The 17,896-nt window shown below is 45.3% G+C and carries 13 protein-coding genes; 1 reads left to right on the forward strand and 12 read right to left on the reverse strand.

The window, feature by feature from the left end; all coding sequences use genetic code 11:
- Nucleotides 1-69 precede the first annotated feature (69 nt).
- A complete protein-coding gene (gene pbpC, locus MD536_RS07050) occupies nt 70-2,391 on the forward strand; it encodes a penicillin-binding protein 1C (protein WP_239597088.1) in 2,322 nt (773 codons plus the stop codon).
- A 6-nt stretch (nt 2,392-2,397) separates the two neighbouring features.
- Here pbpC and MD536_RS07055 read toward each other — a convergent pair whose 3' ends face one another.
- The 12 genes from MD536_RS07055 to MD536_RS07110 form a co-directional block, all read right to left on the reverse strand.
- Nucleotides 2,398-3,024, reverse strand: a complete 627-nt coding sequence (locus MD536_RS07055; protein ID WP_239597090.1) for a hypothetical protein — start codon at nt 3,022-3,024, stop codon at nt 2,398-2,400.
- A 65-nt stretch (nt 3,025-3,089) separates the two neighbouring features.
- On the reverse strand, nt 3,090-4,511 hold the full coding sequence (gene uxaC / locus MD536_RS07060) for a glucuronate isomerase (RefSeq protein WP_239597092.1): 1,422 nt from the start codon (nt 4,509-4,511) through the stop codon (nt 3,090-3,092).
- Between the two features lie 26 nt (nt 4,512-4,537).
- Nucleotides 4,538-5,359 carry an SDR family oxidoreductase gene (locus MD536_RS07065; RefSeq protein WP_239597094.1) on the reverse strand — a complete coding sequence of 274 codons (822 nt, stop codon included), beginning with the start codon at nt 5,357-5,359 and terminating at the stop codon, nt 4,538-4,540.
- A gap of 42 nt (nt 5,360-5,401) precedes the next feature.
- Entirely contained in the window at nt 5,402-6,760 is a 1,359-nt protein-coding gene (locus MD536_RS07070) for a 3-keto-disaccharide hydrolase (RefSeq protein WP_239597096.1), read from the reverse strand.
- Nucleotides 6,761-6,776: 16 nt separating this feature from the next.
- On the reverse strand, nt 6,777-8,099 hold the full coding sequence (locus MD536_RS07075; RefSeq protein WP_239597098.1) for a Gfo/Idh/MocA family protein: 1,323 nt from the start codon (nt 8,097-8,099) through the stop codon (nt 6,777-6,779).
- Between the two features lie 79 nt (nt 8,100-8,178).
- Nucleotides 8,179-9,228: a LacI family DNA-binding transcriptional regulator gene (locus MD536_RS07080; RefSeq protein ID WP_239597099.1), complete on the reverse strand. Its 1,050-nt coding sequence runs from the start codon at nt 9,226-9,228 to the stop codon at nt 8,179-8,181.
- Nucleotides 9,197-10,423, reverse strand: a complete 1,227-nt coding sequence (locus tag MD536_RS07085; protein WP_239597101.1) for an MFS transporter — start codon at nt 10,421-10,423, stop codon at nt 9,197-9,199. Before MD536_RS07085 ends, MD536_RS07080 begins: the two co-directional genes overlap by 32 nt.
- Before the next feature lie 40 nt (nt 10,424-10,463).
- The gene (locus MD536_RS07090; RefSeq protein WP_239597103.1) at nt 10,464-11,381 is read right to left on the reverse strand and encodes an ATP-binding cassette domain-containing protein; all 918 of its coding nucleotides are present in this window, start codon (nt 11,379-11,381) and stop codon (nt 10,464-10,466) included.
- 31 nt (nt 11,382-11,412) lie between these two features.
- Nucleotides 11,413-12,573: an MFS transporter gene (locus MD536_RS07095; protein WP_239597105.1), complete on the reverse strand. Its 1,161-nt coding sequence runs from the start codon at nt 12,571-12,573 to the stop codon at nt 11,413-11,415.
- Nucleotides 12,570-12,869, reverse strand: coding sequence for a hypothetical protein (locus MD536_RS07100; protein WP_239597107.1), 300 nt, complete (start codon nt 12,867-12,869; stop codon nt 12,570-12,572). Before MD536_RS07100 ends, MD536_RS07095 begins: the two co-directional genes overlap by 4 nt.
- A gap of 1 nt (nt 12,870) precedes the next feature.
- Nucleotides 12,871-13,305: a response regulator gene (locus MD536_RS07105; protein ID WP_239597109.1), complete on the reverse strand. Its 435-nt coding sequence runs from the start codon at nt 13,303-13,305 to the stop codon at nt 12,871-12,873.
- A gap of 25 nt (nt 13,306-13,330) precedes the next feature.
- The gene (locus MD536_RS07110) at nt 13,331-17,881 is read right to left on the reverse strand and encodes a PAS domain S-box protein (RefSeq protein ID WP_239597111.1); all 4,551 of its coding nucleotides are present in this window, start codon (nt 17,879-17,881) and stop codon (nt 13,331-13,333) included.
- Nucleotides 17,882-17,896 lie beyond the last annotated feature (15 nt).

Here is a 17,896-nt window from a genome sequence, read left to right on the forward strand (position 1 = left end):
AGTAGGTTGGAATTGTTACCAAATGTATTCACTAGTTTAACGAAATCAAAATATCGGAAACCAGTAAGTTTGTTAAAGCAATCAAGTACCTTGAAGTTTTCCAATCGAATCAAAAAAACTGTCCTCCTCCTACTGGGAGCGGGAATGTTCTTTTTGCTTTTGCAATTGTTGTTCCCCCTTCCTGATGAACCGGAATGGTCACCAATTATTAAAGACAACAAAGGCAGGGTGGTGCATGCATTTTTAACCTCCGATCAGAAATGGCGGATGAAAACAGAGCTTATTGAAATCTCACCTTTACTGCAAAAAGCCATCCTTGAAAAAGAAGATCGCTGGTTTTACTATCATCCCGGAGTAAATCCGGTTGCCGTTATTAGAGCAGGCTGGAATAATCTCATCAAAGGCAAAAGAACTTCCGGCGCTTCCACCATTACGATGCAGGTAGCAAGGGCCCTGGAACCTGGCAGGAGAACCTGGTGGAAGAAGATAACTGAAAGTTTTCGTGCCCTGCAGATAGAGATTCGTTACAGTAAAAAAGAAATACTACAACTCTACCTGAACCTTGTGCCTTATGGGGGTAACATCGAAGGCGTAAAATCTGCATCGGTCCTGTATTTTGAGAAAAATCCTGATCATTTATCCCTGGCAGAAATCATGGCCCTTTCAGTGATCCCGAACCGTCCCAATTCCCTGGTTATGGGCAAACACAATGATCGAATTGTAACAGAACGCAACCGATGGCTGCAACAATTCCGGCAAAACGGCATCTTCCCTGAAAACGATATCCGGGACGCCATCGAAGAACCACTTACTGCTTACCGGCATTCGGCACCGCGATTCATCCCACATCTTTCATACAAATTACGCAACTCAGGCGCCAGCACCATTCCAACCGCCATCGATTTAAACACTCAATTACAAGTGGAGAAACTGGTGGCTGATTATATCCGGCCCCTTCGGTATCAATCCATTCGCAATGCTGCTGTTATTGTAGTGGAAAACGCCAGTGGAATAGTCATAAGTTACCTGGGATCTGCAGATTTTAATGATGTTGCAGATGGCGGACAGGTAAACGGCGCGGCTGCTATCCGCCAGCCAGGCAGTACCTTAAAACCGCTGGTATATGGGTTGGCGATTGATGCCGGACTCCTAACACCTAAGACCATGTTGTCTGATGTAGCCACTAACTATGAAGGATATGCGCCCGAAAATTTTGACCGTCAGTTCAATGGAGCAGTAAGCATGGAATACGCCCTGGATCACAGCCTCAATATTCCGGCGGTTCGCACACTGGCTTCGCTGGGCAAGGACAAACTGATTGAAGCCCTTTCCGGTATTGGCTTTCAGCAGATCAAAAAAGACCGGGGAAAACTGGGATTATCCATGGTGCTGGGCGGTTGCGGAACCAGCCTGGAAGAGTTAACCTCCCTGTTCAGTAGCTTTGCACGGGGAGGTATTTATCGTCCTCTCCAATTTACCAGCATCGACACCAATCAATTCCAGCAAACTGTATTATCTACTGCTTCGGCCTACATGATCAACCAGGTTTTAAGCAAGGTAAACCGGCCTGATTTTCCGTTGAGCTGGCAGAGCACAGAGAAAATGCCTAAAATTGCCTGGAAGACCGGCACCTCCTATGGACGTCGGGATGCCTGGAGCATCGGTTATAACCAGCGTTATACAATTGGGGTTTGGGTGGGCAATTTTTCAGGTGAATCCGCAGCATCCCTCAGTGGGGCAGAAACTGCTACCCCCCTGTTATTCCGGCTCTTTAACATCATTGATTATGATTCCGACCAGGATTGGTTTACACAGCCCGCTGATTGTGACATACGAAAAGTCTGCGCTACGAGTGGACTACCAACAGGAGAATACTGCGAATCACAGATCACAGATTATTTTATTCCATTGGTGTCTGGCAACAAAACCTGCGAACACAGCAGGGAAATTCCCATTCGTTCGGATGGCATCTATTCCTATTGTATGCAATGCCTCCCCGTTGCCGGATATAAAAAAGAACGGTACCCGCTATATGAACCGGCATTGTTGCGTTGGATGGATGAACGCAAAATTACCTTTAAAAAAATCCCTCCGCATAACCCCGACTGTGAGCAGGTATTTCGGGAGGGAGCGCCTGCGATTCTTTCTCCACGCAATGGCAGTGAGTACTTATTGGAAAAAAGCAACCCGGAACCGCTTTTGCTGCAGTGCCAGGCTGCTTCGGATGTACTACGGGTTCACTGGTATATCAATGATCGTTATTTTAAATCAGCCGGCGTGAAGGAAAGAGTATTCTTTCAGCCTGTAGCCGGACCTGTAAAAATTTCCTGTACAGATGACAAGGGCCGCAACCGGGATATCCGGATCCAGGTGCAATACTGGGGAAACTGACCCAATTTAAAATCTGCCAAACTTTAAGGTGATATTTGCCGATATCCCACTCAGGTCTTCATCACTCAGGCCTTTACTGTTGGAACCAAAAGCACGGCGGTAAGAAACACCCGGACTGAAACGCATCCAGTTCGTAAGATTTAACTCAACTTGTGCGCCGGGTTCCATCAGGAAAAAAAAGTTTGGATTACGGCTGTCATAGTCTTCCCAATGGTCGTAATCGCCACGGTCGTATTGCAGTATGAAGCCGGCACCGGTAATTAGGTTGACAGTGAAATGAACTTTTTTGGTAGAACCGACCACATATTCTGTCATCAAACCGAATTGTCCGTATTGATAGGTCATTCGTTCTCCGTCCCAGATCTTATTGGCATCCGGTACAGCGATTCGGTTGGTCGTTGCTCCACCTGCAACACCAATCAGAAAAGAGCGATTGATATACCAGCCACCATACACTTCATTGATATTGGCAAACTGTCCATTGATTCGGGTAAACTTATTGGTGATCGCACCATATCCGCCGGATTTGCGAATGCCATTGGATTTAAAAATGGTTTGGTTTTGCTGTGCCTGAAGTGACAGGTTTCCGAGGGTGAGCAACGCCATTGCCACCAGCATTGATTTGATCGTCATGATTCTTGCTATTTGAGAATCCGACAACGAATAATACCCTTACCCCTATTCCGGTGCCAAAAAAATCAGGGCTTTTCAAAATAGGCTTTGGCATTGTGATAGCAGATATCCGCAACAATGCCACCCATCCAGTTCAGATCATTTGGCAATAACCCCTTTTTAATATCGGTACCAATCAGATTACACAAGAGCCTCCGGAAATATTCATGCCTTGAATAGGAAAGAAAACTTCGGCTATCGGTAGTCATTCCGATAAAACTGCTGAGCAAACCTATATGGGAAAGTGCGTTTAATTGTTTTTCCATGCCATCCAACTGATCCAGGAACCACCAGCCCGATCCAAACTGAATTTTGCCGATGGTTTTCCCATCCATAAAATTGCCGGCCATACTGGCAAACACTTCATTCAGCGCAGGATTTAGGTTATACAGGATGGTTTTAGCCAATTGATCTGTCTGGTCCAGGGCATCGAGGAACCTGGCCAGGCGCATGGCCTGCTGGTCATCACCAATGGAATCCACTCCTGCATCAGCGCCCAGCTTACGCAGTAAGCGTGTATTGAGATTTCGGATGGCCCCCAGGTGAAACTGTTGCACCCATCCCTTTGCATGATAACTACGGCATAAATGCAGCAGGATAAAGCCAGACAAAGCATCCGGGGCCTGAACCTGGTAATTTTTGGTAGCCAGTAAAAGTCGGAAATCCTGCTCTACCTGTTTTTTATCTTTCAACTGCGTAAGATCCGGTAATTGTACAAGTCCAAGATCTGCCACTCTGCAACCATTTGCATGAAAATAATCAATGCGGTTATCCAATACCGTTAGCAAGTCATCGAGTTCATGAATGGATTGCCCGCTTACCGTTTCAAGTTTCTCTATATAACTCAGCCAGGCTGCCTGGTTGTTCACATTCAATACTGGATCCGGGCGGAAGCTGGGCAGCACTTTAAAGTCTGCCTCCGGTTTTGTGAATGCCTGGTGATAGCGGAGATCATCACAGGGGTCATCGGTTGTTCCAACCATTTCAACCTTACGGTTACGAATAAGCGCTTGTGTTCGGAACGCATCGGTGTTTAGCAAATCATTGCAATGCCGATAAATGGAATCAGCTGTTTTACTGTTCAGGAATTCATAAATACCAAAAGGATTGGCCAGTTCCATTGTGCTCCAGTGAAACAAGGGATTACGAACAGTACGTGGTGCGATCGAAGCCCATGCTTTGAATTTTTCTTCATCTGACGCAGCACCGGTAATCAGTTCTTCAGCTATTCCCAGTGCCCGCATCGCCCTCCATTTATAATGATCCCCTTTGAGCCAGATCTCAGTCAAATTGGCAAATTGTTTATTGGTGGCAATCTCTTCCGGGGAAAGATGACAATGATAATCAATGATCGGCAGGTCTTTGGCAACATCAAAATATAGGCGGCGGGCAGGTTCATTTTGTAAGAGAAAATTTTCTCCCGGCCATTGTATGGACAGCTTTTGCATGAATACTTCTTTACTGAAAGTTTGAATTACACACCACTAAAAATGGAAAAACCTCCATCAATCACTACCTGGGAGCCGGTCACAAACCGGGAGGCATCACTCAACAACCAGATCAGCGCACCAGTGAGTTCTTCTGGTTTGCCAAAGCGTTTGAATGGGGTATTACTGATGATGGATTGTCCGCGTTCAGTCAGCGTTCCATCAGGTTGCCATACCAGTTTGCGATTCTGTTCCGTCAGGAAGAAACCCGGTGTAAGCGCATTCATACGGATACGGTCTCCATACCGTTTGGCCAGTTCCACTGCAAACCATTCGTTATAACAATCCACCGCCGCTTTGCCAAGATTGTAGCCGAGCACTTTGGTAACTGCCTGTTTAGAGTTCATGGAGGAAATATTCACGATACTGGCGGTTTCATTTTTTGCCAGTGCAGGACCAAAAATTTGTGTCGGCAGTATGGTACCCCACAGATTAATATCCATTACGGTTTTCATGCCTTCAAGATTCATGGTGAACAGATCCTCGTTGTTTTGCAATACACCTATCGGCATGTTACCACCCGCACCATTTACGAGTCCGTCTATCTTGCCAAACTCATCAATCATCCGATCCCTGGCTTTCAGCAATTCCTCTTCCTTCATGACATCGGCCACCAGGGCGATCGCTTTTCCGCCGTTCAAGCGGATCTTTTCTGCCCTTTCTTCTGCCACTGCGGCATTGCGACCCAATACTCCAACAGCAGCTCCGGCATCACCGATCGCCTCTACAAATGCACCACCTAAAACTCCGGTGCCACCGGTAACAATTACAACTTTTCCTTCGAGAGAGAAATTTTTTAAAAAAGACATAAACAAGTGAGAATTATGAATTATGAATTTAGAAGTAAATAACTACTTCATACTTCTAACTTTAATTGATCTGTAGTCTACTGCATCGCCATGGTCCTGCAACAAAATATGTCCCTGGGGAGCCATACCGAAATCTTTCCAGTTTGCATATTTGCTACGGGCAACAAGTGCATAATAAATGGGAGTTCCGCGCACGTATTCGACTACTTTATATCCGTTTAAAAAATGTTCGATCCGGTTATCGGGGTATACACGGATCATGCCTTTGTTCCACTCGCCGGGTTTGCGCCTCGACTGGTCCATTTTCAGGGAAGGTATCAGGTCATAAAGAGATGCCATCGTACGGTTACCCACCACTCCCATTTTCGCATCCGGATGTTTTTCATCGTCGAGCACCTGGTATTCCAGCCCAATAGCAGAACCACTGCTTTGTTCATTTTCTGTTACGAAGTATTTTACGCCACTGTTGGCACCCGGCGTAATCCGGAATTCAAACTGCAATTCAAAAGCACTGAATTCTTCTTCAGTAACAATATCGCCACCGTTGGTGGATTCACCACCCCCACCAGGCAGTACACTTAAAACACCGTTCTGAATTTGCCAGCCTTTTTCCGGGAACTTATCCTTATGCGCCCCTCTCCAGCCTTTGGTATCTATGCCATTCCAAAGCAGCCTTACTCCCTGGGCTTTTTCTTCAGCGGAGAGACTGTTTGGATTCAGGTTTACAATAAAAATGGGTTCAGCTTTTTTGGGCTGAAGATTAGTTGTCTGAATGCGGATATTTCTCCATTTGATTTGCTTGCCAGGCTGGTCGTTTTTCCCTATGGAATGTACCTGCAAAGCAATAAATCCGCTTGTGAGCATACTGTCTTCCAGATGTGCAGTGGGGATTCCATTCACAAATGTGCGAACGGTTTTGCCCAAACATTCAATCCGGTAATGATTCCACTGGTTGTTTTTAAAAGCGGATTTGCCTTTCTCATTGTATTCGAGGGAATACAGCCACAATCTTCTGGCTTCATCATAAATGCCGCCACTCCAGGCTCTTTTGGAGGGATCAATTTCCATCTGGTAACCGTGTACCCGACCATTCATATAGTCTGCCCTGCTCTCACTTCGAAATTGTATACCGGAATTCATACTCGGATCCACCATAAACTCCAGTTCGAGAATAAAATCGGTGTAATTCTTTTCGGTCGCCAGGAAAGAATTCGGTTCATCGGATACTGTGGTACCTACAATTGCACCATCTTTCACTTCGTATTTGGCTTTGCCATTCAACTGTTTCCAGCCTTTTAAATCGCGACCGTTAAATAGTGATACCCATTGTTCGCGACTGTTTTGCGCCGCAGCAACAAAAAACAAGCTCATGCAACCAATCGTCAGTAGTAGATTTCTCATACCAGTAGTTTAAGGATTATAATTTCATTTCCCAGCCCTTCGCATACTCACGGTGCCAGAGTTGAGCAGCCTGTTTATCATTCAGAATATATCCGTTTTGGGGATCACAATTCAGGACGCGTCCGGTACGCCAGGAGATATTTCCCAGTTGTGCCAGCAGGGTACTTTTATGTCCTTCCAGAATGGGAGATGTCAGCACCTGCTGTTTACGGATCGCTTCAATAAAATTATGCAGGTGGATCGTATCCAGGTTGGCCCCCATACCTACCGTATTGGTGGCATCAATCTTTCCAATTTCTGTCTCCACTTTTTTGATGAGTTTATTGTCCAGATCAAATACCTGGTAATCATCGCCGCCAGGTATTACCATCGTACCTTTTTCGCCATAGAAAATCACGCCTCTTCCGCTGCCTTCTACCGTATGTGGATTGCAACTGCGCGACTCCCACAACATCGCTTTCCGGTCGGGGAATTCCAATGTAATGGTTTGTGTATCGGGGGTTTCCCAATCGTCGTTAAATGCATACCGCCCTCCCGCTGACACCACTTTGGTGGGATAGTCCACACCCAACCCCCAGCGCATAACATCAATTTCATGCGTGCCATTATTCAATGCTTCTCCGGTCCCCCAATTCCAGAACCAGTGCCAGTTGTAATGAATCAGGTTATCGCGGTAGGCCGTCCGGGGAGCAGGCCCCTGCCACAGTTCATAATCCAGGTGTGACGGTACAGCTGCCGGCTTGCCTTTTCCAATGGATTTTCGATTGGCAGCATACCATCCCTTTGCAAAATAAACACGGCCGATTACATCATTTTTCAACTCCTGCATAGCCTGTTGTACTTTAGGAAAGGAACGACGCTGGTTTCCCATCTGTATCAGCTTACCGTATTTTACTGCAGCCGCAACGAGCAGCTCTCCTTCGGCAGGATTATGGCTACAGGGTTTCTCTACGTAAACATGTTTACCCGCCTGCACAGCCATCAGGGTGGCAGGTGCATGCCAGTGATCCGGTGTGGCAATACAAATGGCGTCCAGGTCTTTTTCTTCAAGCAGTTTTCGCACATCGGTATAACCTTTGGGCTTTTTACCAGTCTGTTTCTGAATAGCAGCAATGGTTTTTTCCAATACCTGTTTGTCAACATCACAGATATATCCAACTTCAACACCCTGCATACCCGCAAAAAGTTCAGCCAGATAGGCACCTCTGCTATTGGTACCCACTACGCCAATCACCACCCTGGAACTGGGCGGAACACCCGCTTTCATGAAATGGGGAAAAAACAATACACCGGTTGCAGCCAATGCCGACTGCTGGAGAAATTTTCGACGGTCAGCCATACGTTTAATTTATGGTAAGCATGTTGCTCCTAAAATTGCACTTTCCGCAGCTTACCCCCAAGTTTTCTTATGCAAACGTTTACGGCCTGAAAGCCCGGATGGAATCGCCTTCCAATAAAACAGAAGGAAGTGTGGGAGACCCTTCCGCCGGATAGATTTTCTTCTTTTTAATCACTTTAAAAAGTAATTCCGCAGCTTCTTTTCCGATTTCAAAGGCTGGCTGCACGATGGAAGTAAGGGAGGGACTCAGGAACCGGGCAGCAGCCAGATTGGTGAAGCTGATTATTTGATAGTTTTCCGGAATAGTTTGACCCTGTTGTCGACTGATTTCATATAACAATAAGGCCATCGATTCGGATGCTCCCAAAAAAGCATCCGGTTGATGAATGGTGATAAAGTCCTTCAACCTGGCAATATCTTCATCCATTCGGCCAGTCCCGCTGAAAACCATGGATTCTGTACCAGGTCCGGATTCTTGTAAAGCTTTTTGATAACCGGCCAATCTGGTACGGATGATATACAAGTCAGGATTCAGTCCCAGGAAAGCAATTCGTTTAGCTCCCCGCTCAATCAACAACCGAGTTGCTTCATAACTGATAACCTCATTATTGGTACTCACTTTCGGAACATCCAGTTCATTAACCAGGCGGTCAAACAATACAAGGGGATAATTGGCAGCCACCAGCTGATCCAGGTGCGCATATCCGTTTCCGTTATGAGTTACAGAAATGAGTAAACCATCTGCCCGGCCATTACCCAGCAGTTGAACAAATTCGAGTTCCTTTACAGGCTCTTCATGCGTCAGGTAGATCAATACATGGTAATTGTTTTGCCGTGCGATGCTTTCTACACCACTAATTACCTGCGAAAAAAAATGATTTTCTACTTCCGGAACGATAACTGCGATGGTTTTACTGGAACCCGCGCGAAGACCACTGGCATACACATTCGGACTATACCCCAGTTCGTTGGCTGCCTGCTTAACCTTTTCTTTTGTTGTTGCTGAAATTTCATGACTGTTTTGCAAGGCACGCGAAACAGTAGCAATGGATAACCCCAGCTGCTCAGCTATCGTTTTTATGGTTATCCTTTTCATCTTATTCCTCCAGGAAATCAAGATCTCTGCCATGTGTTTCAGAGATCGTAAGCGTTGAATAAATACCTATGATAAAACAGATCAGGCCCACCAGTGCGCCTGCCTGAACCACACTAAATCCACCTTTAAATACACCATAGAGTGTGGTCATTCCTACCACCGTACCACGAACCATATTTGGTATCGTAGTGGCTGCAGTTGCTCTTAAATTGGTTCCAAACTGTTCCGCACCAATTGTTACAAACATGGCCCAGTAACCTATTCCGAGGCCCAGTAATAAATTGACCCCGTAAAACATGGTGGCCGAATTGATACCGGCGAACAGATACACCAGGCTGGCTGCAAGAGTAAATATCATCATGTAGAGTACTGCTTTTTTCCTGGATTCCAGGGCATGACTGATCACGCCGCTCGACAAATCACCAATGGATAAGCCCACATAACACCACATGATGGAAAGTCCGGGCTGTATCGGGGTTTCAATTCCCAATGCGGTACCGAACTCATTGCTAAATGTGGCAAGAATGCCAATAACAAACCAGGTTGGCAGACCCATTCCAATGCATTTCAGATAGCGTACCAACCGATCTTTATTGGTAAACAAGGAAAAGAAGTTTCCTTTTTTTACATGATGTTGTTCTTTTAATGCAGAAAAAACACCTGATTCAAATACTCCCACCCGCATTAAAAGGAGGGCGATCCCCATTCCTCCTCCAATAAAGTAGGCCGTTCTCCAGTCAAAGAGTTCCACCGTAAAATAAGCAGCTACAGCCCCCAGCAATCCTACGCCGGCAACCAGGGAGGTTCCAAGGGCACGTAATCTTTTTGGCAATACCTCGGCTACCAGCGTAATGCCCGCCCCCAGCTCACCGGCCAGCCCGATACCTGCAATAAAGCGGAGTATCTTATAGGTATCCGGATCTTTCACAAAACCACAGGCAATATTGGCAAGTGAATAGGTAAGGATGGATCCAAACAAGACTGATAAGCGCCCTTTTTTATCGCCCAAAACACCCCACAGAATGCCTCCTATCAATAAGCCGGTCATCTGCCAGTTCAGGATGGAAGCGCCAACGGTGGAAAGCGACGCTTCATCCAGTCCCATACTTTTCAAGCTGGGTATTCTAACAATTCCAAACAATAACAAATCATAGATATCAACAAAATAACCAAGGGCAGCTACTATAACCGGAATGCTAAACAGATGCTGGAAGTTCGTTTTCTGCATAAGGGAAAATCAAATCGTTTAATAAAGTGCTAAATATAATTTATCTGAGTTGAACGCCAACCGCTGAATCTGGCTCACAAGCTTCCTCGTGAAATAATTTAATACAACTACCTTCTTCCAGTGTAATAGTTAACAGGTACCCATAACCGACAAATTCAGTTTCTTTGATATGTCCTTTAAGCGAAGCCGTATGAACAGCGCTAAGCTGAAGTTGTGCCGGCCGTATGATTTTAGGCCCCTCCAATCGCTCGCCGCTCAATTGCTCCCATTCCCTTGCACTCAACACTGAATAAGCACCCAGTAAACCGGCTGCATATTCATTTTCAGGCGCATTAAACAGACTAGCAGGATCTCCCTTCTGAAGCTGCTTACCCTCACGTAAGATCAACAGTTCATCCGCCCAGCTTAGCCAGTCGCCCGGGTCGTGTGATACCAGTACCCAGTTTATTTGCATAACCTTACCCAGGTCCAGCATCACTTGTTTCATAGTCTGTTTATGGAGTGCATCCAGATTGGAAAAAGGTTCATCCAGCAGAAACAATACAGGCGCACCTACCAGCAGTCGTGCCATGGCAATACGTTGTCTTTCACCACCCGACAACTGATCTGTTTTACGATTCAGCAAATGATCGATCTGGCAGAGCCGGTATATTTCTGCTGCCTCCTGTTCCGTTACTTTTTCCGCATAGGATAAAATTTCCTGTACCCGGTAATTGTTTCGCAATTCAAAATGCTGCGACAAATAGGCAATCTTCTGATGCCCGGGGATTAGTTTCTCCCAGGCTTCTTCTACCCGCTCACCTTGCAGATAAACGGTACCGCTTTTCAAATTTTGCAAACCTGCGATGGCTTTCAGCAGGGTTGATTTACCCGAGCCTGTTTCACCTGCAACGGCCAGCTTCTTTCCCGCCAGCAACTCCAGGCTGATCGGATACAAGACCATGCGTTCGCCGATCATAACGGAAATTTCTTGTACCTCTAATATAGCGTTATGCATGTTTTTTCCTCCAATACATATACACGATGGCTACCAGGGTTATGATGGCAGCGCTGTAAAACAATCCGGGAATCCGGCTGATATGATCCTGGTAGATCGTTCCTGCAATCAGGGCTCCCAGGCCGATACCTGCTTCCAGCGCAATATACATGGTTGCCATCGCTTTGCCGCGTTTATCGGGATCACTCATATCAACTGTCCACGCGTTGATACCGGGAGATAATATTCCGGTTGCAATTCCATAGAGCACTCCACCAGCAAGTAAACCCCAACTACTTTGCCAGCTTGCCATTACTATCAGTGAGAATACCAGCATGATCAGTCCGCCCCTTATTACTGTCTCACGGCCACGTCTATCCGAAAACTTACCTGCTACAAAGCGTACAACCAGGGAAGCGATGGTGAATACCATAAAAAACAAACCTTTATTGTGTATGCCGATAAAATCGCCCCAGTCAGGAACCAGTGTAAGAATTGCGCCATAAGAAAGATAGGAAAGAAGGGTAACCAATGCCGCAGGGAAAACTTTCCATTCAAAAATATCGTTCCTGCCCACCTGCAGGTGGCGCAATTGAAAACGTTGTTTTCCAGGCAATGTTTCTTTCATATTGTAAAGAATAGCAATTGACAGGAGAGCCAGAAAGGAGGATGCATAAAACAAGACATCCATGGAATAAAACTGTACGATCGTACTTCCCAATGCTGGGCCGAGGGCCATCCCGGTACTGAAAAAGAGCCCATGTATACCCATCGCCTCTCCCCAGCGCCCAACCGGTACAAGGTCTGCCACGTAAGCTGCTGTAGCTGTAGGTTTAAAACCGGTTGAGAATCCATGAATCAGTCGCAATAATAAAAAGCCGGCAACAGAGGTGAGCAGGGGGTATAAAAAACCACAGACAAAACAGACCAGGCTGCCGATGGCCATCACCGGGATTCTGCCAATCGAATCAGTAAGTTTTCCACTAAAGGGTCGGGAAATACCTGCTGTGAGTGTAAAGAGAGCAATGATTAATCCCTTGTATTCCGCACCTCCCAGGCTCGATAAATAAGCCGGCAATTCCGGTATCAGCATATTAAAACTGGCAGAAAAAAAGAGCGAACTCAGACAAACCATTGCAAAAGGCCAGTTATAAATAGGATGTACTGCTTTCATGTAAGAAATCGTTTCACCAGTTCCTTCCACTCTTCTTTTGTATCCAAAGCGGGCATACTGGCTCCTGCCCTGTTATACCAGTACCGGGCATTCCATTCATCACCTTCCACCCGGTGCAGGTAGGCATGCAGCAATGCAGCTTGTTTATCGGGTAAATCCTGGATAAGCGCATGCGCTTTTTCCCAATTGCCACAACCTTCTTCCCAAAGCGCTTCTTGGTATATGCTAAGTCCGGATGGCTGTTGCCGCTTCTTCACAGACTCAATAAATTCATCAACCGATAAATGCGCTGCCATATCAGATAGGTTTAACCGGAAGTTGAACGATATTGATCCAGAAGGTTTCAATAGACTTTATGACCGTAATAAACTTGGAGAAATCTACCGGTTTGGTAATATAACAATTCGCATGTTTGGAGTAGGTTTCATTAATATCCCGTTCAGCGGAAGAAGAAGTAAGAATAACTACTGGTATTACTTTAAATCGCTCATGCGTTTTTATATAGTGAAGCACCTGTTTTCCATCGATTTTTGGAAGATTGATATCCAGTAATATCATATCCGGCTCCTCAACATCTGCAAAGCTTCCTTCTTTATTTAGGTACTGGATGGCTTCTTCTCCATCGTTCACAACTTTTACACTGTTTGCCAGCCTTATACTTTCAAATGCTTCGAGCGTAAGTACAACATCGCCTTCATTATCTTCTACCAGCAGTATCCGAATTGGTTCCATGCAGAGGGTGGTAATTTGCGACAAGTTACTTTACAATTGTGAAATAGAACGTGCTTCCTTTCCCGGGTTCTGAATCTACCCAGATTTTCCCTCCCATTTTTTCCACGATCCGCTTACAAATAGATAACCCAATACCCGTTCCGGTATAGGTTTTTTGCTGATGAAGGCGTTGAAATACCTGGAAAACCTTATCAGCATAGCGCATGTCCAGTCCGATTCCATTGTCTTTTACATGGATTGTCCAGGTTTCTCCACTATCTTCCACTCCTACCTGAACCAATGGATCCTTTTCTCCCCTGTATTTTAACGCATTGCCCAACAGATTCTGCATTAATTGCAGCAACTGTGTATAGTTCGCCCTCGGAATAATGGGCAGATGTTCCGTAAGGATAACTGCATTTGATTCTTCAATCTTGGTTTTGAGTAAGATCTGAACATCCCGAATCACCAGGTTGAGGTCAACCGGTACAGCATCTGCAGACGTATTGCCAACCCTGGCGTAATCCAGTAACCCGTGGATGAGGTCTTTCATCCTGTTGGCGCCATCCACAGCAAATTCAATATAGGTATCCGCTTTTTTATCGAGCTGACCATGGTAACGTTGTTTAAGCAATTGCAAAAAACTGGATACCATCCGAAGTGGTTCCTGTAAATCATGGGATGCAATAAAAGCAAATCGTTCCAGGTCGGCATTAGAAGCGAATAATTCTTCCGCTTTGGCAAGCAGTTCCTGGTTGAGCTCTTCCAGTTTCCGATACGCTTTTCTGAGTTCGGAAATATTTCTTGCAAAACAGGCTGCTCCAACTACCTCTTCCCTTTCATTTCGCATGGGAGTAAACGAAACCATGTAATACTGTTCATCCTTTCCTGAATCCTGGAAGTATACCTGTTCTGCTGTAAAGCTTTCCCCCAGCAGTGAGCGCTCGTAGAGCGGTTTCCATTGTTCAATTATATGATAGGGCAATACATCTGACAGTATTGGCATTCCTTCTTCAATAGGCATCCCCGTGAGAACCTGATAACTATCCAAAAATGCATGGTTAGCCACAATCAGTTCCATCCGCGTATTGTAAGACCAGATCATATCCCCGGTATTGTTGATCAGTGCATCCAGGTTTTGCTGTACCCTCAATATTTCATTCAGGAATTCTTTCCGATCCGTGATATCCTGTGTTGCGCCAATCATCCGAATAGCCTTCCCTTCTGCAGTGCGGATGATAAATCCTTTGTCATGTACATATGCCAACTTTCCATCTGCTTTTAGGAATCGGTACTCATCCTGCCAATAGTTTACCTGGGGATCCATCAGTACATCACCTCTTCTTTTCAGCACTCCTTCAAGATCTTCCGGATGTACCCGTTTCAACCAGAAACTACGATCCTTATTGGCTTCTTCACTATCGTAACCAAATAGACTTTCTAACCCAAGGCCTGTCCGAACAACCTCGTTTGTGAGCAGGTTCCAATCCCATATGGCATCATTGGTAGCTTTTGCCACGAGGTTGTACCGTTCGTTGACTTCCAGTATCTCCAAAAGGTATTTTTTTCGCTCCGATATATCGGTATGAATCCCATAAACAGCTTCAACGTTGCCATCTTCATCGAAAATCGGACCGGCACTAAGGTATAAATCAAGTACTCGGCCATCTTTTCCCAACAATTGTACTTCACCTGTAAAATAGCCTCCCGCCAGTATCGTATCAAACATCTCCCAGCCTTGCTCCCTGTTGGCATAAACAAGTGCCGGAGATTCCAGATTTTGAAAATCATCCGGACTATACCCCATCATTTCCTGCAGGGCATGATTGAGATAGCTGCTGTTGGTTGCCGGCGTATAAATGGCAACCCCCTCCTGTGAACTATCGAGCACTTTTTTGAATTGTACCAGGTTGCGCTCGGCTTCTTTTAATTCTGAGATATCCTTACCATAGGCAAATACCACGCCTTCCTCGTATACCAACTCGGAACTGCTCCAAGCCAACCACTTCCACTCTTCGTTCACGGTTTTGAAACGGCATTCAAATCCCTCCATGCGTTGCCCGGCGAATGCAGCTTCCAGCACATTCAATGCTGCAGCCAGGTCTTCCGGATGAACAAAGGAAAGAATCGGATTCGATACAATAAACCCTTCTTCAAAACCAAGCAGCCTGATAAAGGCTGGATTAACTTTCTTGAAAAAACCATTCGCACTGGCCATACAGAGCGGATCCGGACAATGGGTAAAGAACATACTCAATTCCAGTTCACTCTTCTTGGTTTTGATATCGATTCCCATTTTGGAACCCAGTTCCGCACAAAACTCCAGTAGCTCCTGGTCCGGTTTTCTTTGATCAGGATAATAAAATTGTAAAAGTGTGATTGTATGCTCCTGGAAAATTACTGGTATGAGCAGGGTGCTTACCCTGTACTGCTCCTCGTCCAGGATAGCAGGTTCTCCTCTTTTCCAAAATTCACCCAGGTAATGTTTATTCAGGTATAATTCACGGTCGGTAGCCAACTGTATCCCCCAACTGGCCGTTCGCATTAATTTCAATTGTCCTTCATTCAAAAGCCAGGCATTTCCGCTCCGGGCCTCCAGATAGGTACCTGTAAGTGCCAACACCTCTTCCAAAGCAACTTCAATATCCTGACTTACCAGTATTGCCTCCGTAATTCTTGCTAATAAGCGATCCTGCTCCTGACGTTTACGGATACTGGTTATATCCCTTGAAATGCCTACCAGTCCAAGCACCTCTCCCGTTTCATTTTTAATAGGCACTTTCGTCGTAAGCGCAAAACGCAAACCACCGTCTTTTGGAAACAGCTTTTCTTCTTTGTTAAAAATGGATTGCCCGGTTTGCAATACTGTCTGATCATCTTTCCAGAAACTGCTGGCCTTTTCTTCTCCCAGCAGATCATTGATAGTCTTTTGTGAAACCGAAGTTTCCAAATCCACACCAAACAAATCAAGTTGTGCCTGGTTACAAATGAGATGCTTGCCATCCTGATCTTTTACGAAAATATAGTCAGGGATATTATCAATAATGGCTCTGAGTCGATTCCGTTCTTCCTGTAATTTCTTTTCCGCTTCCTTTACAGAACTGATATCCATCATAGCGCCAATCATTCTTATGGGAGCCCCTTTCTCATCCCGGATATAAAATACCTTATCCTGAACAAAAGTATATTCCCCGTTTACCTTTTTGAACCGGTATTCACTCATCCAGGTATCAATTCCCTTATTGGCAAGTACTATCTCCAACTCGGATAAAATACGGTCTTTATCATCAGGATGAATCAATTCCTCCCAAAGTTCCGGAGAAACGGAATTTCCCTCTAGATTATAACCAAACAGTTTATGAAATCCTTCTCCCCAATAGACATGATTATTTTTCATATCCCAATCCCAGATTGCATCTGATGTAGCCTTATTCACCAATTCTAATCGTTCATTGGAAATGCGAATGGATTCTGTTCGGTTAACCTCTTCCGTTATATCCTGTGCGGTTCCTTTAAATTTCAGCACTTCCCCATTAGCACCCAGTTCAAAAGCACCGCGTTCGCGGACATATTTAATAGTTCCATCCTCCAGCAAAATCCGGTGAACGGCATCCAGTTTACCTACTTCCCTCAAACATCGCTCATTCAATGAAATAAATGATTCCCTGTCGTCTGGATGAATGGTTGAATAAAAATAGTCAAGTGTTGGCTTTTTAACAGGATCCAGCCCCCATATTGAATACGTTTCAATGGACCAACTCATTTCCTGCAATTGCATATCAACTTCCCAATATCCAATATGTGCCAGGTTCTGCGCTTCCGCAAGCACCGTATTCATTCGCAACAATTCATCCTGCTGTTTTTTGCGATCTGTTATGTCCCGAAACACATCTACCACTCCTCTGACCTCCGGATCCTCCAGCAGATTAATCATATTGCCCTCCAGCCATCGCCAATCACCGTTTTTATGTTTCACTCTGGCATCCGCTCCTTTAATCAATTCTCCCGGAGAGGACAACATTTTCATCCATGTTTCCTTTACTTTATCCTGATCCTCCGGATGCAGCAATTCAAACAGATTCAACCGCCTGCATTCCAGTTCTGAATAACCCAGCAATTTTATAACATTTGGGCTTACATATAGGACGCTTCCATCCTCACCCAGCAAGGCAACTGCATCCATTCCGGTTTCCAGCAGCGTCTGCAGGGTTCGCTCTCTTAGTGTATCGGCATTTTTTTCCTGCGACCGGTGTTCTACTACAACCAAAAAACAATCCAGCTCCTTTATGACAGATAGCTCCATCTTGCCACTGTATTCCTGATCCCCAACTATGAATCTCTTATTTTGAATTGTCAGTTCAGGGAGATCAGCAGTAAGTAGAGGAATAGCCGCTTCCAGCTCAGCTACCCATATCGGGTGGAGAATCTCACTTATATGCATACCTGCTGCTGCTTTTTCACTGGTTCTGAAAACAGAAGATTGCGGAGAACAATCTGCCAACCTGCATTGCCGGTCAATTACCAGGTAGTCAATTTTCAGTTGCCGTAATAAGGCAGCCTGTACCTGGGTTTGAAATGAACTAGGCGAAGGATTCAAGGCTATAGGTTAATT

Source organism: Flavihumibacter cheonanensis (assembly GCF_022352215.1).
In the GTDB taxonomy this organism is placed as follows: Bacteria; Bacteroidota; Bacteroidia; order Chitinophagales; family Chitinophagaceae; genus Flavihumibacter; species Flavihumibacter cheonanensis.